The sequence below is a fragment of the Streptococcus parasanguinis genome, from assembly GCF_001069785.1.
Taxonomy (GTDB): domain Bacteria; phylum Bacillota; class Bacilli; order Lactobacillales; family Streptococcaceae; genus Streptococcus; species Streptococcus parasanguinis_T.
This window is the reverse complement of record NZ_JVSR01000054.1, coordinates 1-22,413: the sequence shown is the minus strand read 5'-3', so window position 1 is coordinate 22,413 and position 22,413 is coordinate 1. Positions and strand designations below refer to the sequence as shown.

19 protein-coding genes are annotated in these 22,413 nt (G+C 42.1%); 3 read left to right on the top strand and 16 right to left on the bottom strand.

All coding sequences use genetic code 11. The features are described 5' to 3' along the window. Positions 1-46: 46 nt before the first annotated feature. Positions 47-2,032 carry a peptide ABC transporter substrate-binding protein gene (locus ADG03_RS04275; RefSeq protein ID WP_049473260.1) on the bottom strand — a complete coding sequence of 662 codons (1,986 nt, stop codon included), beginning with the start codon at positions 2,030-2,032 and terminating at the stop codon, positions 47-49. 205 nt (positions 2,033-2,237) lie between these two features. On the opposite strand from ADG03_RS04275, the gene ADG03_RS04270 reads away from it, so the two are divergent. Next, complete coding sequence (locus ADG03_RS04270; RefSeq protein ID WP_049473261.1) at positions 2,238-3,479, top strand: serine hydrolase; 1,242 nt, start codon at positions 2,238-2,240, stop codon at positions 3,477-3,479. 55 nt (positions 3,480-3,534) lie between these two features. Here ADG03_RS04270 and sufB read toward each other — a convergent pair whose 3' ends face one another. From sufB to ADG03_RS04225, 9 genes are all read right to left on the bottom strand, one after another. Continuing rightward, on the bottom strand, positions 3,535-4,947 hold the full coding sequence (gene sufB / locus ADG03_RS04265; protein ID WP_049473262.1) for a Fe-S cluster assembly protein SufB: 1,413 nt from the start codon (positions 4,945-4,947) through the stop codon (positions 3,535-3,537). Positions 4,948-4,979: 32 nt separating this feature from the next. Continuing rightward, positions 4,980-5,414 carry a Fe-S cluster assembly sulfur transfer protein SufU gene (sufU, locus tag ADG03_RS04260; protein WP_003010276.1) on the bottom strand — a complete coding sequence of 145 codons (435 nt, stop codon included), beginning with the start codon at positions 5,412-5,414 and terminating at the stop codon, positions 4,980-4,982. Beyond that, positions 5,401-6,627 carry a cysteine desulfurase gene (locus ADG03_RS04255; protein ID WP_049473263.1) on the bottom strand — a complete coding sequence of 409 codons (1,227 nt, stop codon included), beginning with the start codon at positions 6,625-6,627 and terminating at the stop codon, positions 5,401-5,403. Before ADG03_RS04255 ends, sufU begins: the two co-directional genes overlap by 14 nt. A 9-nt stretch (positions 6,628-6,636) precedes the next feature. Next, complete coding sequence (gene sufD, locus ADG03_RS04250) at positions 6,637-7,899, bottom strand: Fe-S cluster assembly protein SufD (RefSeq protein ID WP_014712953.1); 1,263 nt, start codon at positions 7,897-7,899, stop codon at positions 6,637-6,639. A gap of 66 nt (positions 7,900-7,965) precedes the next feature. After that, positions 7,966-8,736, bottom strand: coding sequence for a Fe-S cluster assembly ATPase SufC (gene sufC, locus ADG03_RS04245; protein WP_049473264.1), 771 nt, complete (start codon positions 8,734-8,736; stop codon positions 7,966-7,968). 134 nt (positions 8,737-8,870) lie between these two features. Continuing rightward, positions 8,871-10,028, bottom strand: a complete 1,158-nt coding sequence (locus ADG03_RS04240; protein WP_049473265.1) for a glycosyltransferase family 4 protein — start codon at positions 10,026-10,028, stop codon at positions 8,871-8,873. Beyond that, positions 10,025-10,762 carry an adaptor protein MecA gene (gene mecA, locus ADG03_RS04235; RefSeq protein WP_049473266.1) on the bottom strand — a complete coding sequence of 246 codons (738 nt, stop codon included), beginning with the start codon at positions 10,760-10,762 and terminating at the stop codon, positions 10,025-10,027. Before mecA ends, ADG03_RS04240 begins: the two co-directional genes overlap by 4 nt. 135 nt (positions 10,763-10,897) lie before the next feature. Beyond that, positions 10,898-11,734 (bottom strand): undecaprenyl-diphosphate phosphatase, encoded by an 837-nt coding sequence (locus ADG03_RS04230; protein WP_049473267.1) that lies wholly within the window; start codon positions 11,732-11,734, stop codon positions 10,898-10,900. A gap of 108 nt (positions 11,735-11,842) precedes the next feature. After that, the gene (locus tag ADG03_RS04225; protein WP_049473268.1) at positions 11,843-13,750 is read right to left on the bottom strand and encodes a DUF2207 domain-containing protein; all 1,908 of its coding nucleotides are present in this window, start codon (positions 13,748-13,750) and stop codon (positions 11,843-11,845) included. Positions 13,751-13,867: 117 nt separating this feature from the next. Here ADG03_RS04225 and ADG03_RS04220 point away from each other — a divergent pair, with 117 nt between their 5' ends. Further along, complete coding sequence (locus tag ADG03_RS04220; protein WP_049473269.1) at positions 13,868-15,430, top strand: ABC transporter substrate-binding protein/permease; 1,563 nt, start codon at positions 13,868-13,870, stop codon at positions 15,428-15,430. Then, positions 15,430-16,170, top strand: coding sequence for an amino acid ABC transporter ATP-binding protein (locus ADG03_RS04215; RefSeq protein ID WP_049473270.1), 741 nt, complete (start codon positions 15,430-15,432; stop codon positions 16,168-16,170). Before ADG03_RS04220 ends, ADG03_RS04215 begins: the two co-directional genes overlap by 1 nt. 119 nt (positions 16,171-16,289) lie before the next feature. Here the strand turns inward: ADG03_RS04215 and ADG03_RS04210 are convergent, their stop codons facing one another. The 6 genes from ADG03_RS04210 to ADG03_RS04185 form a co-directional block, all read right to left on the bottom strand. Then, positions 16,290-16,505 carry a capsule biosynthesis transcriptional regulator gene (locus ADG03_RS04210; RefSeq protein ID WP_003004771.1) on the bottom strand — a complete coding sequence of 72 codons (216 nt, stop codon included), beginning with the start codon at positions 16,503-16,505 and terminating at the stop codon, positions 16,290-16,292. A gap of 108 nt (positions 16,506-16,613) precedes the next feature. Continuing rightward, positions 16,614-17,507 (bottom strand): SPFH domain-containing protein, encoded by an 894-nt coding sequence (locus ADG03_RS04205; RefSeq protein ID WP_049473271.1) that lies wholly within the window; start codon positions 17,505-17,507, stop codon positions 16,614-16,616. Between the two features lie 110 nt (positions 17,508-17,617). Next, positions 17,618-18,868 (bottom strand): threonine ammonia-lyase IlvA, encoded by a 1,251-nt coding sequence (ilvA, locus tag ADG03_RS04200; protein WP_049473272.1) that lies wholly within the window; start codon positions 18,866-18,868, stop codon positions 17,618-17,620. 76 nt (positions 18,869-18,944) lie between these two features. After that, positions 18,945-19,967 (bottom strand): ketol-acid reductoisomerase, encoded by a 1,023-nt coding sequence (ilvC, locus tag ADG03_RS04195; protein WP_049473273.1) that lies wholly within the window; start codon positions 19,965-19,967, stop codon positions 18,945-18,947. Positions 19,968-20,035: 68 nt separating this feature from the next. Continuing rightward, complete coding sequence (gene ilvN, locus ADG03_RS04190; protein WP_003010242.1) at positions 20,036-20,512, bottom strand: acetolactate synthase small subunit; 477 nt, start codon at positions 20,510-20,512, stop codon at positions 20,036-20,038. After that, complete coding sequence (locus tag ADG03_RS04185; RefSeq protein WP_003004603.1) at positions 20,505-22,205, bottom strand: acetolactate synthase large subunit; 1,701 nt, start codon at positions 22,203-22,205, stop codon at positions 20,505-20,507. Before ADG03_RS04185 ends, ilvN begins: the two co-directional genes overlap by 8 nt. Positions 22,206-22,413 lie beyond the last annotated feature (208 nt).

Sequence of the window (22,413 nt, the reverse complement as noted above, 5' to 3'; positions counted from 1 at the left end):
CTTTCTCCCCTAGAAGAGAAAGTTCTAATGAAAAGCAATAATTTAATTATTTAACGTGTTTTTCAAGATCTTGTTGAGCTTTTTTGTTTGACTCAGCTTTTTCTTTTTGCCATTTTTCACGTGCTTGTTCGTATTGTTTCTTAGTAACAGGTTCATCTTGAACTTCTACATATTTGAAGTAAGCAGATCCTTTGTTACCTGTTTGAGCTGATGGGCCAGAGAATGGAACCACTTTAGAAACAACTGTTGCTGCGCCTGTGCTTGACATTGTTGGGATTACCAAGGCACTATCACTCAACCAAGCTTGAGCAGTAGCATATTTTTCGTAACGTTTAGCTACATCAAGTGATTCGCTATTAGCATCTGCAAGAAGTTTCGCATACTCATCCAAGCCAACTGCTTTGGCTGAAGCATTATCTACACCACCTGCAAAACCAAGGTAAACTTTTGTTTGGTCTTCTGATGATGGTTGAAGAGTATCAAGGTAAGTTGATGGATCATCGTAGTCTGGGTTCCATCCGACCAATCCTTGAAGATCCCAATCTGCATCTGCAGCTGATGGAACATTCAATGTGATGTTCAACACTTCGTCTTGGTCCATCATTTGAAGGTCAAGAACGACATTGTCTTTACCAAGAGTATCTTCCACTGTTTGTTTCAATGATTGCATCCGTGAAACAAAGTTTGTAGAGTTTTGTGCTACTGGTACGTCAATATGAATTGGGAATTGAACGCCATCTTTTTGAAGTTCAGCTTTTGCTTTTTCAAGTTGTGCTTTTGCTTTGTCTTTGTTGTAAAGACCGTCTTGACCATCTGCAAGGTTGACACCTTTCCATTGGTCTCCATAAGTAGTCAACTTATCTGCAACCACATCTCCAAAGTCTTTCCCATTAACTTGTACAAAAGCAGGAGCTGTATAGGTATTACGGATAGCTGGTTTAGCAAATGCTTTACTATTTACTTGCGCTGAATAGTTTTCACGATTCAAGGCAAAGGTGATAGCTTGACGGAAATCTTTGTTTAAGATTGCTTTCTTAGTAGAAGATTTTTCAGCATCTGATTTCTTAGCTGTGTGTTTGTAAGATTGACGATCAATGTTGAAACCAAGGACTGCTACACCTGAACCAGCCGGTGTGTTGTAAATGTTGTCTTTATATTTTTTCTCTACTGTAGCAAAGTTTGAGCTTGCTGGGAAAAGACGAGCAACTGTATAAGCTCCATCAGAGAAGCCACGCGCCAATGAATCTTGATCTGATCCATCGTAGTAGGTAAGTTTCACTTCTTTAAGGTGAACGTTTTTCTTATCCCAGTAGTTGTCATTCTTTTCAAATACAACAGATGATTTTGACGTAATAGATTTAAGAAGGAATGGTCCGTTTGCAAGGATTGATTTCACATCGTTTGGTTGACCAAAATCATCTCCCTTACTCTTCAAGAACTCTGTGCTAATTGGGAACAAGATTCCGTTTGTTGTTTTAGAGTTCCAGAAGGTTTCAGGTTTATTCAATGTATATTGAAGTGTGTAATCGTCAACAGCTTTGACACCAACTTGGCTAAAGTCTGTAGTTTTTCCTTGTACATAATCATCCAAGCCTTTGACAGAACCTTGAACAAGTGAAAGGGTTTCAGATTTTTTATCAGCAGCGTGTTTCAAACCAGTTACGAAGTCTTTGGCAGTCACTTCACCATGTTCTTCACCATCTGCATCGTACCATTTAACCCCTTTACGAATCTTGTAGGTATAAGTCAAACCATCTTTTGAAACAGACCAATCTTCTGCAAGTGATGGCACAAGATTTCCATACTTGTCATTTGCCATCAAACCATCTACGACATTTGTAGTGATATCATGTGTAGCAGCTTTAGAAGATACAGTGTAGTCCAAAGTTTGAGGATCATCTGTGTAGACATAACCATAGTTTTTGTCTTCACCTGAGCTTGCTTTACTAGTATTTGAACCAGAACATGCAGCCAACAATCCAGCTGCAAGGAGTGTTACTCCGGCAACTGCGAATACTTTACCTTTTTTCATAGGAATTCTCCAATAGTTTTTTTAGATTTGTTTAAGATTATATCACAAGTAGAAAAAAAAGTAAACTAAATTTTCTGAATATTTGCTTCAACCCCATCCAAAAACCTTGTTATGATTGACTTTTTAGCCTAATTGATGATTTTACGATTTTCCATTGATCATTTGTATGATACAATAGAGAGGACTAAGCAACGAGGAAACAACTGTGAAAAAATTCTTTCTTTCTTTTTTAACCTTCATGCTGCTGTTATGCAGTTTACCTTATCAAGTCGTTCTAGCAGATGATCTGGATCTTCCTGCTCAAAGTGCTATTGCTGTTGAAGCTGATACAGGTAAAATTTTATATGAAAAGGATTCAGAGAAAAAGCGAGATGTGGGGGGTCTATCTACACTCTTGACCACTTATCTGATTTTCGAAGCTATTCATGAAAAAAAACTTTCTCTAAAAGATCCTATCAAATTGTCTGAGAAAGCTCTGGCTTTAAATGATATCGAAGGTGCTGGTACTCTTCCTATGGAAGCGAACCAATATACGGTTGAACAGTTATTGACTGCTCTTTTAGTTGGAAATTCTAGTACTGCTGCCTTGGCCTTAGCTGAGAAAGTGGGGGGCTCCGAAAAAAGCTTCGTTGAAAAAATGAAGCAAAAACTTTCTGAATGGGGCATTCAATCTCCTCATTTAATTAATGCTACCGGATTAAATACTCAAACCATTAGCGGAGATCCTGACGGGAAAGGAGACGAAAATCAATTGAGTGCTTATGATATTGCTGTTATTGCCAAGCACTTACTTCAGGATTTTCCTGAAGTGACCAAATATACTTCAAAACCCACTGCTCTTTTTTCAAACACGCAGATTGAAAACCCCAATCTGATGCTAGAAGGCATGCCGAATTACCGTTCTGGAGTTGATGGCCTACGGGTCAGCAACTCTACCAAAGGTGGCATCACCTTTGCTGCATCAACGACGCAAAATGGCATCCATATGATCACTGTTGTCCTAGGAGTGGAGGCAGTTGACGGTGATCCGTATGCACGTTTTGTGGCTACTTCTTCTCTGATGAACTACGTGGTACGGACCTTTGTTTCTTCCATTGTCGTTAAAGAAGGAGATCCCTACGGAAAAAGTAAGGCAACTATCATAGATGGGAAGTCAGAGACTGTTTTAGCTGTTGCAAAAAAAGACTTCTATATCGTCGAAAAGCAAGGCAGTCAAGCGGAACCAAAAATTCAATTCAAGAGTGACCAAGAATCATTCCTAGCACCTGTCAAATCAGGTACTAATCTTGGAAAATTACACTACACTGATCCAGATAAAATCGGACGTGGCTACTTAGAAGATCAAGAGCCTACGGTCGATATGGTAGCAGGAAGAACCATTGAGAAAAGCTTTTTCTTAAAGGTTTGGTGGAATGAATTCGTTCGTTATGTCAACGAAAAATTATAAGAAAAAAATCACAATGGAGTCAGGTCCATTGTGATTTTTTTGCTATTAAAACGGATTATCCTACAGATCCTTCCATTTCATAGCTAATGAGTCGGTTTAACTCAACAGCATATTCCATTGGAAGTTCTTTTGTAAAGGGCTCTACAAATCCCATGACAATCATTTCTGTCGCTTCTGATTCAGACAGACCACGACTCATCAAATAATAAAGTTGTTCTTCTGAGATTTTTGAAACCTTAGCTTCGTGCTCCAAAGCAACTTGTGAGTTGTGGATTTCATTAAATGGAATCGTATCTGATGCAGATAAATCATCCATGATAATGGTGTCACACTCGATGTGAGAAACTGATTTCTTGGAATTTTTGTTAAAGGTAACTTGTCCACGGTAGTCTACCTTTCCACCACCCTTCGCGATGGATTTGGATACGATAGACGAACTAGTGTGAGGGGCATTGTGGATCATCTTAGCACCTGTATCTTGGTGTTGACCTGCATTCGCAAAGGCAATGGACAACATGGTCCCACGCGCTCCTTCTCCATCTAGATAAACAGATGGGTACTTCATGGTTGTCTTCGCTCCTAAGTTCCCGTCGATCCACTCAACTGTGGCATCTTTTTGAGCTTTGGCCCGCTTGGTGACCAAGTTGTAGACATTGTCAGACCAATTTTGGATGGTCGTGTAACGCATATAAGCACCATCTAAGGCAAAGATCTCAACAATCGCTGCATGGAGGCTATTGCTTGAATAGGTCGGTGCTGTACAGCCTTCTACATAGTGAACACTTGCTCCCTCATCTACGATAATCAAGGTACGCTCAAACTGACCTGTATTTTCATTGTTGATACGGAAGTAAGTTTGAAGAGGGACGTCTACTTTTACGCCTTTTGGTACATAAATGAAGGTTCCACCGGACCAGACTGCTGAATTGAGAGCAGCCAATTTGTTATCCGTTGGTGGCACTAACTTCGCAAAATACTGTTTGAATAGTTCTGGGTATTCTTTTAGGGCAGAATCCGTATCGGTAAAGATAATCCCCAACTTTTCAAACTCTTCTTTCATATTGTGGTAAACCACTTCTGATTCATACTGAGCAGAAGCCCCTGCTAAGTAAGCACGTTCTGCTTCAGGAATCCCGATACGCTCAAAGGTTTCCTTGATTTTCTCTGGAACTTCGTCCCATGAACGGGCAGGTTTATCCGAAGGTTTTTGATAATAGATCAAATCATCAAAGTCAATCTCTGATAGATCGGCTCCCCAGGTTTGCATGGGCATCTTTTTGAAGGTTTCAAAAGATTTCAAACGGAATTCGAGCATCCATTCTGGTTCATTTTTTGCTGCAGACAATTCACGAATAACCGCTTCATTCAATCCCTTCCCGGTAGAGAGAATGGGTTGAACATCATCGTGAAATCCAAATTTATATTCACCGAGATCAATTGGTTTCGGTTCGACTCTTTCTTCAGCCATAATTTCCTTTCTTTCTCTGTTTCTTCTTTTAACTATTTGCTACGTTCGATCGCTTTTTTAAGAGCATTCCAGGAGAGGGTCGCACATTTAATCCGTTGTGGAAATTTTGAGACTCCAGATAAGAATGCCGCGTCCCCTAACTCCTCTTGCCGAGGATCTGATTGGCCTTGGACCATTTCTGAAAAGACCTGTGCCAACTCTTCAACTTCCTCTTTTGTTTTTCCCATTACAGCATCTGTCATCATACTAGCTGAAGCCGTTGAGATCGTACAACCTGAATTCACAAAGGCAATATCTTCCACCCTGTCATTCTCATCAAATTTCACACTTAACTGGATCACATCTCCACAAGTTGGATTGTTGAGTTGGATCTGATCAACATCTTCAATCTGCCCTTGGTGATGGGGGTGTTTTGAATGATCGGCTACGACCGCCATGTACAGCGAATCTAATTTAGAAAGTGCCATTGAAAAACTCCTTTGCTTTGATCAATGCCTCAATTAATTTATCACAGTCCGCTTTGGTGTTGTAGATATAAAAACTTGCTCTCGTTGCCGCTGGGACTTGTAGGTATTGAAGGAGCGGTTGTGCACAGTGGTGACCTGCACGAACAGCAATCCCTTCATAATCTAGTGCTGTTGCTAAGTCGTGCGGATGGAGATCTCCTAGATTGAAGGAAATGACGCCAGAACGTTGGGCTAAGTCTTGGGAACCATAGATGGTCAAGTCTTCGATAGCCTGTAATTTTGGAAACACATAGGCAATCAATTCTTGCTCATGCGCTTCTACTTGGTCCATACCCAGCTCTTCTAAGTAATCGATTGCTGCACCAAGACCAATTGCACCAGCCATATTGGGTGTTCCAGCTTCAAATTTCCAAGGCAATTCCTTCCAAGAGGCAGATTGTTCGTAAACAAAGTCAATCATCTCGCCCCCAAACTCGATCGGAGACATTTGCTCTAAGATTGCTTCCTTCCCATAGAGGACACCAATCCCTGTTGGTGCAGCCATCTTATGGCCAGAAAAAGCAAAGAAATCCGCATCTAAGTCTTGTACATCAATGGCCATATGAGGGGTTGATTGAGCCCCATCTACGACCATGAACGCTCCAACTTCATGAGCTAATCGAGCAATTTCCTTGATCGGATTGATCACCCCTAAGACATTCGAAGCATGGGTGATAGAGACAAATTTTGTCTTCTCACTAAGCTTGCTCTTTAAGTCCTGCATATCCAGTAAGCCATCTTTTAGATAGACATAGACCAGTTTTGCTCCTGTCTTCTTGCAGGCTTGCTGCCAAGGAATGATGTTGGAGTGATGTTCCATGATGGAAATCAGGACTTCATCCCCTTCCTTTAGGACTTCTTCTGCGTAGCGGGCTACCCAGTTGAGTCCGGTCGTTGTCCCTCTTGTAAAGAGCACTTCCTTGGTTGATGAAGCATTGATAAATTTTCTGACTTTCTCACGCGCTGCTTCATAGGCTGCTGTCGCTCGTTCAGCCAAAGTATGGACTCCACGGTGAACATTGGCGTTATCTTGCAAGTAATAGTGATTAACTGCTTCAAGAACACGTTTAGGTTTTTGCGTCGTCGCTGCATTATCTAGATAAACCAAAGGCTCATCGTGAACTAGTTGATCGAGAATGGGAAAATCTTGAGCAATCGTATTTTTATCTAGCATTGTTTCTCCTTAGCGTTGAGATAACTTTTCTTCAATGGTGGCAATCATTTCATCACGTACTTCTTTAACTGGGATTTCAACAATCACAGATCCCAAGAAACCACGCACCACTAAGCGTTCCGCTGTGTGTTGATCCAGACCACGACTCATGAGGTAATACATATCTTCTGGGTCCACTTGACCGATCGATGCAGCATGGCCTGCTGTGACGTCATTTTCATCAATCAAGAGGATTGGGTTGGCATCTGAACGCGCTTGATCCGATAACATCAAGACACGGCTTTCTTGCTGAGCATCTGCTCCTTTAGCCCCCTTGATAATATGACCGATTCCATTGAAGGTCAAGGTTCCTTTTTCAAGAATGACACCGTGTTGCAGGATATTTCCGATTGAGTTACAACCAAAGTTGGTCACGCGGGTGTCAATTCCTTGCACCTGACGACCACTTGATAAGGCGACGACCTTCAAATCAGCGTGACTTCCATTTCCAACCAAGTCACTGTCAAAATCTGCAACAACATTGCCTTCATTCATGACACCGATGGCCCAATCAATGCTGGCATCCTGTCCTAGTTTCCCACGGCGACTGATGTAGGCTGTGACATTTTCACCCAGGCGGTCAATCGCCGCAAATTTCACTTGAGCACCTGAGCGGGCGATCACTTCAACCGTCACATTAGCAGTTGCTTTTGCTGTGCCATCACCTTTTGATTCCAAGCGTTCCAAATAGCTGAACTTACTGTTTTTACCAGCGATAATCAAAATGTGTTTGTTAAAAGGTACATCACTATCACTATCCTGATAGAAAATGCCTTCGATTGGTTCTGAAATTTCGACGTTATCTGGAATATAGAGGACAGCCCCACTATTAAAATATGCTGTGTGGTAAGCTGCTAGTTTGTCATCATCGTATTTGACAGAAGACATAAAGTAGTCTTCCACCACCTGCGGAATTTCATCTAAGGCAGAATGGAAATCTGTGAAGAGGACCCCTTGGTCTGCCAAGGCTTGTGGCACCTGTTCAAAAACAGTCTGAGTTCCAACTTGGACTAATTTTAAATTTGAATCAAGGGCTGTAAAATCTGGAACATTGGCAGAAGCCTCGCTTTCTGTGATCGTCCCGTCCCCAAGATTCCAACGGTGGAATTTGACGCGTTCAATCGCTGGTAATTCCAACTGATCGATCTTGTCAAAAGCTTGTTTTCGTAAATCTTGCAGCCAACTTGGTTCAGCATGCAGTTCCGAAAAGAGGGTAATATTTTCAATACTCATTTTTTTCTCCTAATAAAGATACTATCTGTTTGATTTTATGACAACATTAGATCACTAGTCATCAGGTTATAGTTCTTCTTTATAGTCGTAACCGAGTTCTTCTGCAAGTTGGGCGTATCCTTCCCGTTCCAAGCGTGCAGCCAATTCTGGTCCACCTGAAAGCACGACACGACCTTCCATCATCACATGAACTACGTCAGGAGTAATATAGTTCAACAAACGTTGGTAGTGGGTGATGATCATTGCTCCAAAACCTTCACCCCGCATCGCATTAACCCCTTTAGATACGACCTTAAGAGCATCAATATCCAAACCAGAATCAATTTCATCCAAAAGAGCAAATGTTGGCTCCAACATCAATAATTGAAGGATTTCATTCCGTTTTTTCTCACCACCAGAGAATCCTTCATTGAGGTAGCGTTCTGCCATCTCTTCTTTCATGTTGAGCAATTCCATCTTTTCATCCAATTTGTTAATGAAGTCACGAATGGAAATCTTCTCGTCCTCTTCTTTACCAGCATTCATGGCTGCACGTAAAAATTCTGCATTGGTAATTCCTGGGATTTCTGAAGGGTATTGCATAGCAAGGAACAAGCCCATCCGTGCCCGTTCGTCTACTTCCAATTCCAAGATGTTGACACCGTCAAACAGAACCTCCCCTTTGGTCACTTCATAATTTGGATTTCCCATAATCGCTGCTGACAGAGTCGATTTACCTGTACCATTTGGTCCCATAATCGCTGCGATCTCACCAGTTTTTAGGGTTAGGTTTACACCTTTTAAAATTTCTTTGCCTTCAATTTCAACGTGAAGGTCTTTGATTTCTAATGTCGACATTGCATTCCCTTTCTTTTTACTTTGAAGTATGGAAGGTTCTCAAAGCAAAGATTCCTTCATCACAAAGTATTTTTTTACCTTTCAAGTATATCAAAAAAAAGCCTAAATGGCTTTTCTTTTGATTAGAACTATTCTTATTTAGTTTTTTCTTTTCGTTTTTGACGAACTTCCTCCCGGTAGGAAGAATTCCCTATATAGCGCAGAACATTTAACAAAGGACTATGACTTGGCCCCAGAACCCCAATCAATTCTGCTAACAGCTCTACTCCAAACAAGAGCCCGATCACAAGTAAGACGCCCCCAATGCGAGTAGAGATATTAAGCAGCAAAGAGATCATCGAAAAGATCATCGAAATTCCATAGATTACCAATACGGTTCCTCGATGGGTTAACCCCAAAGAGAGCAGACGATGATGCAAATGATTGCGATCCGGCTTGTAAAATTTTTGACCAGAAAGGGTCCGACGGATAATCGCCAAAAAGGTATCTGTAATCGGCACTCCAAGGATAATCATAGGGGTGACTACTGCAACTGCTGTTGCATTTTTCAAACCTTGCAGGGACAAGACAGAAATCATAAAACCGATAAACAGAGCACCGGTATCTCCCAAATAGAGAATGGCCGGATGGTAGTTAAAGGGAAAGAAACCAGCAATGGACGCAACCAAGACAAAAATGGTCATGGTCAGAAAGAGGTTGGGTACTGGTAGAAAGAAATAGGACACAATCCCCATTGTCACTAGGGAAATAATAGAGACCCCACTCACCAAGCCATCCAATCCATCAATCAGATTGACTGCATTGGTAATGGCAACAATCCAAATCACTGTCAAAAGATAGGAAAGCCACGGTTCAAAATGAAGTAAGGGACCACCAAATGGAATCTTGAAATCATTCAGCCGAAAATCTGTCAAAAACCAGACTAGACTCGCTGCAAGCAGGATACCGATTATCTTTTTCTTGGCTGACAACTCTTTTACATCATCAATCAAGCCTGTGAGAGCAATAATCCATCCCGCTCCTACGACCGGCAAGGTATAGGATAGGTAACTTTTGATTGGGGCAGTGGTGGATGTCAGCATAGGAATAAAGACGAGAGTCGCAATTGAAAAAGCGATCACAATAGACAGTCCACCCGCGCTTGGCATGGGCTTGGTATTGATCCGACGCGCATTCGGATAATCCACTGCATCAATCTTAAAGGAGAATAAGCGAACCAAGGGCGTCAATACCAAGGCAATCATAAAAGTCCCAATCAGCACCAGAACAAATTGCAAGGAAAAGGACATCATAAGCTAGCAACTTTCTTCAAATTCTCAATCGCACCAGACACCATCAATAAGTGGCCGTGTTCCTGCAGAACGGCTCGTGTCACTTCTGAATCATCTGCATACTCCCGAATGATGGCCAGTAACCAGGTCGGATATTGAGTTGGTTGATCCTCTGTATCGATCAAGACGGTTAAATAATAATCGGATCCCATTTTGTATAATTCAGAGGTATCCACTGGAAAACTGACCATTTTTGAAAAGGCAACTGCTTGCTGGATATTTGAAAAACGCAAAATGTAATAAATATACTGACTTACTGGTGCTTCAGATGTAGGATCTTGTTCTTGATTGTCACGTAACTCCTCTTGTTCCAAATGGTGAATAGCTTCTGCATCCCCTTTTGTCTTATCAGAGATCGTTTTTTCCAAGGTTTTGATAAATTCATCTGGCGTCATGCGCGACAATTCTTCCATATCAGGAAGATCTGACAAATCCTCAAAATCCAATTGTTGATCAATTTTTGATTTGGTAACAAAAACATCCAATTTATCTGGTTTTGGTGTCACACGAAAGCTCAGCATCCCGCTATCCAGGAAGCTTTCTGGCATTTCGAGCTCATCCAAGATGGCATAGAAAAATTCTTCTGTTTTTTCTTGTGGGACAAGGAAATCAGCAATTTCCATTCCGCGTTCTTCTAAGTCTTCTAGTTGGATCGTGATCTTAATTGTTGAATCACTAATTTGCTTCATCTTCATAGCATAACCTCATACTTCTAGTCTTACTATTATACTAAAAAAATGGATAGAATTCAAAAAAAGGATGCATAGAAAAGAGGTCGGGACAAAAGTCTCCAACCTCAATAAACAATTTGATCGAGTTCAACCGTTCTCTTAGAAAATAACACGGAAGAGGCCATACAATAACAAGATGGAACCAAGAACAATCCGGTATTTCCCAAAGACGGTGAAATCATGATTTTTCACATAATCTGTCAAGAAGCGGATGGCGTACATGCTGACTACGAAGGCAACTCCCATCGCTACCAGTAGAATAAAGAGTTGCCCTAGTGCAAGTGAATGCCCGCCAAGAGCGAATTTCCCAACCTTTAAGAGGCTAGCCCCAAACATAGCCGGGATACCCAGATAAAAGGTAAACTCTGTCACCACTGGACGGCTAACACCATTGATCAAGCCCCCTACAATCGTAGCGCCTGAACGGCTTGTACCTGGAAATAGCGATAAGACTTGGAAAAGTCCGATATAAAGAGCTGTTTGATAAGGTAGCTTATGCAATTCCGTCACTGCAGGTTCGACTTGTTCCCGTCTTTCCAAATAGATAAAGGCAATCCCGTAGGTGATCAACATAATTGCAACGGAAATCGAATTGTGGAAATGCGCCTCAAACCAATCATCTAATTTAAAAACAAAGACAAGAGGGAGGGTTGCAACTGCAACTTTTGCCCATAATTGCCAGGTCCGACGTACTTCTAGTGGAGATTTACCAGGTTTGAAGGGGTATAATTTATCAAAATAAATTACCACAACCGCTAGGATCGCACCCAATTGGATCACAACATTGAACATCTCCATAAAGGCTGGATCTTGGTTTTTAAACTGCACAAAATCCTGTAGTAGAATCAAGTGACCTGTACTTGAGATCGGTAGCCATTCTGTAATCCCCTCGACAATCCCAAAAAGGATCGCCTTGATTAATTCGATCAGAAACATCTTTTTCTCCTAAACTTACATTTGCTCTATTATATCATAAATCTATGGACTGGACCAGGCCTTCCAAACTAGAAGGGAAAGAGAGACTAAGACCATTCTTAGTACTGCTTAGAAGGCACCAAAGCCTCCTCCGCCTCCTCCGCCAGAGAAGCCTCCTCCACTACCAGAAGAAACTGTGAAATGACTAGCTGTCGATGCTGTCGATCCATAAGTAGACATGGCATGACTTGAGTGGGTCACATCATGATAGAATGGGGTGTAAACGAAGGCGTTTAAGGCTTGATTTTCTAACTGAATATTCCGAAGTTTCATGACCTTTGTGACCTGATCGGCTACACCATACAAGGCCGCATAGACCAATAAGCGGTTCCATAGGACAAGAGACTGCAACTCTGCATCGTTGAGGTGAGCAATCTCTTTTAACATCCGACCAAAACTATCCCAGTAATAGCGTTGCTCAGCACCCGCAAGATTGACAACCCCATCTCGTAGGCAGGCTTTAAAGACACCATTGAAGCGCACTGGCATAAACCAAAGTATGAGGATCCCTATCAAACAAGGAACAGAGAACCACCCCAGAACAAAGATGGCAAAGATTTCTGCTCCAAGGGCGATAAACCAAGCAGCCCAACCAAAGAAGAGACTTCGTCTAGCTTGCGCTTCTTCATTTGCCTCTAAAGGGCGATAGTAGCTTGGCAAATGGAGATCTTCCACCTTGCGATGAACATCTCTGGCTACCTGGTTGACAGCCGTATCAAAGCGACCCTGAGCCCTACTTCCTAACGAACGAATGGCATCTTGATCTGCTTTTTTGGCATGTTTGTATACGTCATCACTAAATTCATAATTCTTAAAGAGATCTTTAACGGTACAGGAAACCTGATCCCCAAAAGCCATATTCATAAAAGAGCGTTCAAAATCATCCACATGTCCATGAGACTTCCTGGTCAAAACGACTTCATTTCCTTGTTGCTCGTAGACAATCACTCCACGATCCATCAAATCCAGCAAAGTGGCTTGAAGCATTTTTTCAAATGTAAATACCGGAGGAGTCGCCTTCTCTTTATTGGTAGGGGAAGCCTCATCTAGTTCAGCTGAATAAACAACCGAACTCATAATCAGAGGTGCAATGTCCTGTGGAATCTCATAAAGACGAGTATCGGTCGGATAGGTAACACCAGGCCAAATCATTTTTTTGAACCGATTGCGACCCAAGAGAGAAAGAAGCCAGAGTGCAATAATTAAGGCTGGCAAGATCCATTTCCAAAACATGCGTGTCCAGTATTTTTCTTGTTCAATTTTGGCTTGGTTCTTATGAAATTCATCCAATTTGGTCAAACCTGTATTTCGACCAGAATCATACAAAGTAGATAAGTCTGACTTCAACCAGTATCCATACAACTCCACCGCTTTTCCCTTGCCTAAGTTATAGAAAGTAGCAGAATAGATTCCATCTTCTTTTTTTACAGTCACATCTGGTCCCATAAAGGCTGTATGGATATACAGTTCCGATTGGGCATTGGCTGGTGCGAACTTAGGAATGACACGAAATTGAACTTCATCCACCTTCTGATCACCATCAGTAATTGGTTTCCAGTTCAACTGCAAGATATCCTTGTGTGAATAAAGAAGATTTTTTAATTTCCATGTGACTTTAATTTTGACTGTATCTGTCGCCACTCCACTGTTATAAATTTTCACTCGGTAGCCATCACCTAGATTCGTAATCTCGGGTTCTCTTTGAAGATCACGGCCTTCCACCTCAACCTTTGGCGGCATCTCAATTGCAAAGCCTTGTGGCATGTTCCCCGCAGTTCCTAGGCTAACATACTGCCCTCTATAAGAATCTTTGAAATAATAGACCAACTCCTCCTCATAGGTGGCGTCGTCCCAGGTGTCCAAGGTCAAGGTTCCACCATAGTACAATACATCATAAGATGGACTAGATGCATGGACATTCTGACTGACAAAAAGGCAGGCCAGAAAGGCGAAAAAAACATACAAATACTTTTTCATTTGATCACGCTCCTTTGTATTATTATAGCATTTTTTAAATAAAAAGAGGAGCATGCTTGAAATGCAACCTATTTTACCGTACAATAGGAAGAGTTAAAATAAGGAAGAGGAGAAAAAATGAAAAAAACATTATTCGCGCTCTTAACAGGGCTTTTCATTTGCCTAGGCATCACACAGGTTGCTCATGCAGATGACTATTTACGAATCGGAATGGAAGCGGCCTACGCTCCCTTTAACTGGACCCAGGAAGATGATTCAAATGGAGCCGTGAAGATTGATGGTACCAACCAATATGCTAATGGGTACGATGTCCAAATCGCCAAAAAAGTTGCTGAGGATTTAGGTAAAAAACCTTTGATCGTGAAAACATCTTGGAACGGTTTAATTCCAGCACTCACATCTGGTAAAATCGATATGATTATCGCCGGGATGAGTCCCACTGCTGAACGTAAAAAAGAGGTCGCCTTCTCTAATAGCTACTATACCAGCGAGCCAGTCATGCTGGTCCGCAGAGACGGAAACTATGCGAATGCTACTAGTCTAGATGACTTTAAAGATGCAAAGGTTACCTCTCAACAAGGGGTCTACCTCTACTCGCTCATTTCTCAACTCAAAGGGGCAAAACAAGAAACCGCCATGGGAGACTTTGCTCAAATGCGTCAAGCGCTTGAATCCGGCGTCATCGATGCTTATGTTTCCGAACGACCAGAAGCCCTAACCGCTGAGTCCGCTAATTCAAAATTTAAGATGATCCAATTCAAAAAAGGATTTGAAGTTGGAGAAGAAGATGCGACCATCGCTATCGGGATGAAGAAGGGTGATACTAGACTTGACCAAGTCAATGCCGCACTAGCTAAGATTTCGTCTGAAGACCAAGTTAAACTCATGGATGATATGATTAAGAAGCAACCAGCTTCCAGTGATGCTAGTGATGATAAGCAGACATTCTTTAGCCAAATGATGAAGATTTTAAAGGATAATGGCCCACAGTTCTTACGGGGAACTGGAATGACCCTCTTAATCTCTATGACTGGAACTATCGCTGGGTTGATTATCGGTTTGTTAATCGGTGTCTTCCGGACAGCTCCGAAGGCTAAAAATAAATTCCTTGCTGGATGCCAAACTGCCTTTGGTTGGTTCCTCAATGTCTACATTGAAATCTTCCGTGGAACTCCGATGATCGTTCAATCCATGGTCATTTTCTACGGTTCCGCCCAAGCCTTTAACATTTCCTTGGATCGTACCTGGGCCGCCATCTTTATCGTATCCATCAATACCGGAGCTTATATGAGTGAGATTGTTCGTGGTGGGATCTTAGCAGTGGATCCAGGTCAGTTTGAAGCAGCGACTGCTCTAGGAATGACCCATGGACAAACCATGCGCAAGGTCGTCCTTCCACAGGTTGTTCGCAATATCTTGCCAGCAACAGGGAATGAATTTGTTATTAACATCAAGGATACATCTGTTTTGAATGTTATCTCTGTAGTTGAACTGTACTTTACAGGAAATACGGTCGCAACTCAAAACTACCAATACTTCCCAACCTTTACGATCATCGCTGTGATTTACTTCGTTCTCACCTTTACTATCACACGAATCCTTCGCTACATCGAACGTCGCTTAGATTCTGATACTTATACTACAGGTGCAAATCAAATGCAAGTCAAAGAGGTGAAATAATGGCAGAAAAAATTCTTGAAATCCAACATTTAAAAAAATCTTACGGTCAAAATGAAGTCTTGAAAGATATTTCGCTCACCGTTGAAAAAGGAGAGGTGATCTCCATCATCGGGAGCTCTGGTAGCGGAAAATCAACCTTCCTTCGCTCCATCAATCTTCTAGAGACTCCCACAGCTGGAGAGATTCTCTATCGTGGGCAAAATGTTCTTGATCCTGAGTATGATCTTACCCACTACCGCGAGAAATTAGGAATGGTTTTCCAAAGCTTTAATCTCTTCGAAAATTTAAACGTCTTGGAAAATACGATCGTTGCACAAACAACCGTCCTCAAGCGCGATCGTAAAACTGCAGAGAAAGTTGCCAAAGAAAACCTTGAAAAAGTCGGTATGGGTTCTCAATATTGGGCTGCCCGTCCGAAACAACTTTCAGGTGGTCAAAAGCAGCGGGTCGCCATCGCACGCGCCCTTTCTATGGATCCTGATGCCATTCTCTTCGATGAACCAACTTCTGCCCTAGACCCAGAAATGGTTGGGGAAGTCTTGAAAATCATGCAGGATCTGGCAAAAGAAGGACTCACCATGATTGTCGTCACCCACGAAATGGAATTTGCCCGCGATGTCTCTAGCCGGGTCATCTTCATGGACAAGGGTGTCATCGCTGAGCAAGGAGATCCAAAAGAAATCTTTAGCAATCCAAAAGAAGAACGGACCAAGGAATTCCTTCAACGCTTCTTACATTAATCTCTTGAAACAGTTTGCTTACCAGTATGGAAGCAAGCTGTTTTTTGTATCGCTTCTGCTTTTGAGGCATCGAAAAAAACCAGAGAGCAAACTCTCTGGTTTTCAATTGGAACAACAAATTAATCTTCGAATTTTTGATGATTTTTATCATAAAAATCAATCAATCCAAGTGCCGTTTCGAACGAGATGTTCTTCACTTTTGCACGTCCTTGAGCCAAGGCAATGATAGACATTTCACGGGCATTTGTTTCCTTACTGATACGATATCCCGTAATTTTCTTATCGCGTACCCATCCAACAACTGATTCTACTTTTTCAAAGTTCGATTTAGCCATGATCTTTCTCCTATATTATTATTTCCAATACTAATATAAATTGTTTTGCACATTTTGTCAACTAAAATCGCTGAAAATACGAACCTTTTTTAAAAAATGAGAAATAGTTTACTTTGCTTTCAAGGCTGATAATATTTGTGTACGAATGTTTTCAACGCCATCTGGGTTAGCTGGTAGGAAAATCGTATTATTCCCTTCCTTATCTGCAAAATTATTTAAGGTATCTAAGTACTGATTGGTTAACAGAATAGACATAATTTGCTCTTCGGTCAAGTCTACATTGGCTCCTTTTAACTCTTTAATAGAGTCTGCCAATCCATCGACAATAGCCTTCCGTTGCTCGGCAATACCGACCCCGTGCAAGCGGTCTTTTTCCGCCTCAGCTTCGGCAGCAGTAACGATCTTGATCTTGTCTGCTTCTGCCAATTCCTGAGCTGCCACGCGTTTTCTTTGCGCCGCATTAATCTCGTTCATGGATTGTTTCACTTCGGCATCTGGCTCAACTTTGGTGATCAAGGTTTTTACAATAATATATCCATAAGTTGACATTTCTTCTGCCACTTGTTTTTGAACTTCAAGGGCGATTTCATCTTTTTTCTCAAATAATTCATCCAAGGTCAACTTGGGAACAGAAGAACGCAAAGCATCTTCAATGTATGATTTAATCTGTGATTCTGGACGCATCAACTTGTAGTAGGCATCCTTTACGTTGCTTTCGTTCACTCGGTATTGCGTCGCCACATTCATGGTAACGAATACGTTATCCTGAGTTTTTGTTTCAACCACGATCTCACTCTGCAAGACGCGCAATTGAACTCGTGCTGCAATTTTATCGATACCAAAAGGCGCTCGCATATGAATGCCACTATCGCTAATTTTTTGATAACGTCCGAAGCGCTCGATGATGGCAACGGATTGTTGCTTGACCACATATAGTGAGCTAATCATAATGAATCCTGCAACCAGTAACAAGAATAAAACAAAGATAATAAATCCAGGCATAAAAAGTTCCTCCTTTTAATTTACGCATATCATATCACAAGTATTGATAAAAAAGCAATATATTCCTTAAAAATATATTGCTTAAATGGTCGATTATTTCTGTATGATACTCAGACGAGCATATTATAGAGTGTTTCATTGCCGTTCAAGTTAATGAAAGACGGATCAAAACGCTCGATACGGTTGACCAAGCCTGCATAGTCATGTTTATTGGCTAAAGTAACCCCAATCAAGACAGGGCCTGTTCCCTTACTAGCGCGCTTGATGTATTCAAAACGTGTGATATCATCATTTGGCCCTAAGATATCATTTACAAACTCGCGAAGGGCCCCTGGACGTTGTGGGAAGTTTACGATAAAGTAGTGTTTCACTCCATCGTAGATCAAGGCACGTTCTTCCATTTCAGGCATGCGGTTAATATCATTATTCCCACCTGAGATAATACAACAGATCGTTTTTCCCTTGATGTATTCGCGCAAAACTTCTAGGGAAGCCACACTGGCAGCTCCCGCTGGTTCAGCTACGATCCCTTGTTTAGAATAAAGATCAATCAAGGTCTCTGAAATCAAGCCTTCATCGACCCCAACCAGGGTTTCCACATGTTGACGGGTCACTTCATAAGTCAATTGTCCCACCTTTTGCACAGCAATCCCGTCTGCAAACTTATCGATTTCTGGTAATTTGACGGGACCACCTGCTTCAAAAGCAGCCTTCATGGAGCGCGCTCCTTCAGCCTCTACCCCAATGACCTCAATCCGAGGCTCTGTTTCTTTGATGTAGGTAGAAACACCTGAAATGAGGCCTCCTCCACCAACAGGAACAAGGACAGCATCAAAGGTAATCGATTCTTTTCGAGCTTCCTCAAGAATTTCATAGGCCACTGTTCCTTGGCCAGCCTGTACGTGTGGATCATCAAACGGGTCAATAAAGGTCCGTTTTTCTGCGAGAGTAAATTCTTGGGCCGCCTTAGCTGATGCATCAAAGGTATCCCCCACCAACTTAATCGTTACATAGTCCCCACCAAAGAAGCGGACTTGGCCGATCTTTTGTTGCGGTGTTGTAATCGGCATGAAGATGGTTGCTGGAATCTTCATTTCATTACAAGTATAAGCAACTCCTTGCGCATGGTTTCCCGCAGAAGCACACACCACCCCACGCTCACGCTCTTCTTTAGAGAGTTGAGAAATTGCAAAATACGCTCCACGAATCTTGAACGAACGAACACGTTGGGCGTTTTCTTTTTTCAAATAAATCTTTGCCCCATATTTTTCAGATAAATAGTGGTCGTATTCAAGGGGCGTATTGACAACGACTCCACTTAATATTTTATGGGCCTTAGCCACATCTTTTGCTGTTATCATTTCATACCTCTGTTGCTGTGTATTGATCAAAAAAGCAAGCTAGGGTGTCCCAACTTGCTTAGTCTTCTACAGACAATTAGTTGTAGATTTTGAAGGCGTCATCGTCGTTTTGACCAACGAATGGCATTGCTTTACGCAATTCAGCACCAACTTTTTCAATTTCAAGTTCTTCAGCTTGTTTGCGGAAGGCTTTCAAACGTGGGAAACCAGCATCGTGGTCTTCAACGAATTCACGTGCAAATTTACCTGATTGGATATCAGCAAGGGCAGCTTTCATGTTTTCTTTTACTTCTGGACCGATAACACGTGGACCAGTTACGAAATCACCAAATTCTGCAGTATTTGAACATGATTGACGCATTTTCTTGAAGCCACCTTCGTAGATCAAGTCAACGATCAATTTCATTTCATGAAGTACTTCGAAGTAAGCCAATTCAGGTGCATAACCAGCTTCTGTCAAAACTTCAAATCCAGCTTCGATCAAGCTTGTCAAACCACCCATAAGAACGGCTTGTTCACCAAACAAATCTTCTTCTGTTTCTTCTTTGAAGGTTGTTGAAAGGAGACCAACACGTGCTGAACCAACACCTTTTGCCCAGTCCATTGCGATGTCTTTCGCGTTACCAGTAGCATCTTGGTAGACAGCGTAAAGTGCTGGTACACCAAATCCTTCAGTGTACGTACGACGTACCAAGTGACCTGGTCCTTTTGGTGCCACCATGAAGACATCTACGTCTTCAGGAGCTTTGATGTAACCAAAGTGGATATTGAAACCATGGGCAAAACCAAGAGCTTTACCAGCGCTCAAGTTTGGAGCGATTTCATCTTTGTAGATATCTTTTTGGATTTCGTCTGGTGCCAAGATCATGATGATATCAGCCAATTTAGTTGCTTCTGCAACTGGGTAAGCTTCAAATCCATCTTCTTTTGCTTTATCGAATGATTTACCTGGACGTACACCGATGATGACATCATGACCTGAGTCACGCAAGTTTTGTGCGTGGGCATGACCTTGTGAGCCATAACCGATAACGGCGATTTTTTTACCGTCAAGTGCTACTACTTTTACATCTTTTTCGTATTCCATTTGAACTGCCATAAGTAAAATCTCTTTTCTATTTTATTATTTGCCTTTTTAAGGCGGAGTTGACAATGTTAAGGTGAGAATTAATCTCGAGTAAATCCGGTTGCACCGGTGCGGGCAATGTTTTTAATCCCATAAGGTCGAATAACACGAATGAGGGCTTCGCTCTTTTCTGCATTTCCCGTCATTTGAACGGTGATAGAGCTTGGGGCTACATCGACCACGGTCGCACGGAAAGGTTGAATAATGGCCAAGATTTCCGCCCGCTTCTCAGCAGGTGCAGAAACTTTCACCAGGATCACTTCGCGCTCCAAGTGTGGTTTATCAGTGATATCCCGGACACGGATCACATCCACTTGGCGGTTGAGCTGTTTGATGATTTGCTCTACTTCATCATGCGAAGCAACATCAATGATAATGGTAATCCGCGATACATTAGGGTTTTCTGTTGCGCCAACAGAGATACTTTCGATATTGACTTGACGTCTCGACAAGACTCCAGTAAAGCGGTTCAGAACACCTGATCGGTTTTGAAGTTTGGCTGTTAACATTCTACGCATTAAACTTCACCCCCAACATCTCATGATTACTCTTACCAGCTGGTACCATCGGCAAGACATGCTCTTTCCGAGAAATGTCTACTTCGATGAACATTGGTACATCTTCTGTGATGACTTCCAAATCCTTCTCAAGAGTTTCAGGATTATCAAATTTATAATTCTTGATCCCGTAAGCTTGCGCCATCAATTGGAAATCCGGAAGGCTATCAAAGACTGACTCTGACGTCCGACCATCATAGAAGGCTTCTTGCCATTGACGGACCATCCCAAGCGAGTGGTTATTGAGCATAACGACCTTGATCGGAACCTTATAAATATTTAAGATCGCCAATTCTTGGTTGGTCATTTGGAAACCACCATCTCCGACAAAGAGAACAACTTCTTTATCTGGATTGGCAATTTTCGCTCCGATAGCTGCAGGAACACCGAATCCCATCGTTCCTAGACCACCAGATGTTACCAATTGGCGCTCATTTTGGTAAGGATAGTATTGAGCTGCCCACATTTGGTGTTGTCCAACGTCTGTGACGACAATAGCGTCCCCCTTGGTCAACTCTCCGATGCGTTCGATCACAGCTTGTGGTTGCACAACCCGTTCTTTCTTGTCGTATGAACGAACCCGGTTCTTATCTTGGGTCACCTTTTCGATCCATTTTTCTGTGTTGTTATGAACCGTTGGCTCTGCTAGCAATTGTTGCAAGGCTTTCTTTGCATCGCCAACCACAGGAATGTCGACAGCAATGATCTTACCAATCTCTGCAGGATCAATGTCGATATGGGCAACCTTAGCATTTTTAGCGAAAGTCTTTGGATTCCCTGTCAAACGGTCGTCAAATCGACAACCAACACTGATCATGAAATCCGTCTCTGTCATAGCGATATTGGCCGCGAAGGATCCATGCATCCCTCCCATCCCTAGGAAAAGAGGATGACTGGTCGCAATCGTTCCTTGACCTAACAGACTGGTCACTACTGGAATCTGATAGCGCTCTGCTAGAGCAATCAACTCTTTTGCAGCTCCAGCGTAACTTACTCCACCACCAGCAAGAAGAACTGGTTTTTTAGCCTTACTCAATTGCTTCAAAATCTTTTTGATCTGCAATTCATTGGGTTCAATGGTAGGCTGGTAGCTTGGAAGCTTCACACTTGGTTCATAGATAAAATCTGTCTCTAAAGCAGAGACGTCTTTCGGTAAGTCAATCACCACCGGACCAGGACGGCCAGTCGTCGCAATATGGACAGCTTCTGTGATAATTCGCGGAATATCTGCCGTCTCACGTACTTGATAGTTGTACTTGGTAATGGGCATGGTAATTCCCACAATATCCGCTTCTTGGAAGGCGTCTTTCCCGATCCCAGCACGATTGACTTGACCAGTGAAGACCAGTAAGGGAACACTATCGCTCATGGCATCCGCAATCCCTGTAATGGCATTGGTCGCCCCCGGTCCACTAGTGACGACTGCGACACCCAGCTTTCCAGTTGATTTAGCGTAGCCTTCAGCCTCATGCAAGCATCCTTGTTCATGACGACCCAAGATATGCTGGATACCCTCAAAGCTATAGATGGCATCGTATAAAGGCAAAACTGCTCCACCAGGATAACCAAAAATCGTGTCAATGCCCAAATCACGCAGGGTTTCAAGAACGAGCTCTGAACCGGTTTTTGCAGTTTCTAAGGTAATTTTCTCCATGTCTCTCCTTTCCAGTACTTTGTATATCAAATTAGCATGCTACTATCATACCATTTTTAGAAAATATTTCAAGGAAAAATAGTAAATTTTCTGAATTTTCTATCCAAATCCGAATAATGAGAGTTTCTCTAGAATTGCTAAGTCTATCACAAAAAAAGGAGGCTGGGACAAAAGTCCTAGCCTCTCAATTGTCTTTGGATTGTCGAGC

What these genes read in the sequence shown, in the direction of transcription:
- mecA (WP_049473266.1), bottom strand. Translation starts at nt 10,762, where the DNA reads ATGAAGATGAAGCAAATTAGTGATTCAACAATTAAGATCACGATCCAA.
- ilvN (WP_003010242.1), bottom strand. Translation starts at nt 20,512, where the DNA reads ATGCGTAGAATGTTAACAGCCAAACTTCAAAACCGATCAGGTGTTCTG.
- ilvC (WP_049473273.1), bottom strand. Translation starts at nt 19,967, where the DNA reads ATGGCAGTTCAAATGGAATACGAAAAAGATGTAAAAGTAGTAGCACTT.
- ADG03_RS04225 (WP_049473268.1), bottom strand. Translation starts at nt 13,750, where the DNA reads ATGAAAAAGTATTTGTATGTTTTTTTCGCCTTTCTGGCCTGCCTTTTT.
- ADG03_RS04215 (WP_049473270.1), top strand. Translation starts at nt 15,430, where the DNA reads ATGGCAGAAAAAATTCTTGAAATCCAACATTTAAAAAAATCTTACGGT.
- ADG03_RS04205 (WP_049473271.1), bottom strand. Translation starts at nt 17,507, where the DNA reads ATGCCTGGATTTATTATCTTTGTTTTATTCTTGTTACTGGTTGCAGGA.
- sufB (WP_049473262.1), bottom strand. Translation starts at nt 4,947, where the DNA reads ATGGCTGAAGAAAGAGTCGAACCGAAACCAATTGATCTCGGTGAATAT.
- ADG03_RS04255 (WP_049473263.1), bottom strand. Translation starts at nt 6,627, where the DNA reads ATGCTAGATAAAAATACGATTGCTCAAGATTTTCCCATTCTCGATCAA.
- sufU (WP_003010276.1), bottom strand. Translation starts at nt 5,414, where the DNA reads ATGGCACTTTCTAAATTAGATTCGCTGTACATGGCGGTCGTAGCCGAT.
- ADG03_RS04275 (WP_049473260.1), bottom strand. Translation starts at nt 2,032, where the DNA reads ATGAAAAAAGGTAAAGTATTCGCAGTTGCCGGAGTAACACTCCTTGCA.
- sufC (WP_049473264.1), bottom strand. Translation starts at nt 8,736, where the DNA reads ATGTCGACATTAGAAATCAAAGACCTTCACGTTGAAATTGAAGGCAAA.
- ADG03_RS04240 (WP_049473265.1), bottom strand. Translation starts at nt 10,028, where the DNA reads ATGATGTCCTTTTCCTTGCAATTTGTTCTGGTGCTGATTGGGACTTTT.
- ADG03_RS04210 (WP_003004771.1), bottom strand. Translation starts at nt 16,505, where the DNA reads ATGGCTAAATCGAACTTTGAAAAAGTAGAATCAGTTGTTGGATGGGTA.
- ilvA (WP_049473272.1), bottom strand. Translation starts at nt 18,868, where the DNA reads ATGATAACAGCAAAAGATGTGGCTAAGGCCCATAAAATATTAAGTGGA.
- sufD (WP_014712953.1), bottom strand. Translation starts at nt 7,899, where the DNA reads ATGAGTATTGAAAATATTACCCTCTTTTCGGAACTGCATGCTGAACCA.
- ADG03_RS04185 (WP_003004603.1), bottom strand. Translation starts at nt 22,205, where the DNA reads ATGGAGAAAATTACCTTAGAAACTGCAAAAACCGGTTCAGAGCTCGTT.
- ADG03_RS04230 (WP_049473267.1), bottom strand. Translation starts at nt 11,734, where the DNA reads ATGTTTCTGATCGAATTAATCAAGGCGATCCTTTTTGGGATTGTCGAG.
- ADG03_RS04220 (WP_049473269.1), top strand. Translation starts at nt 13,868, where the DNA reads ATGAAAAAAACATTATTCGCGCTCTTAACAGGGCTTTTCATTTGCCTA.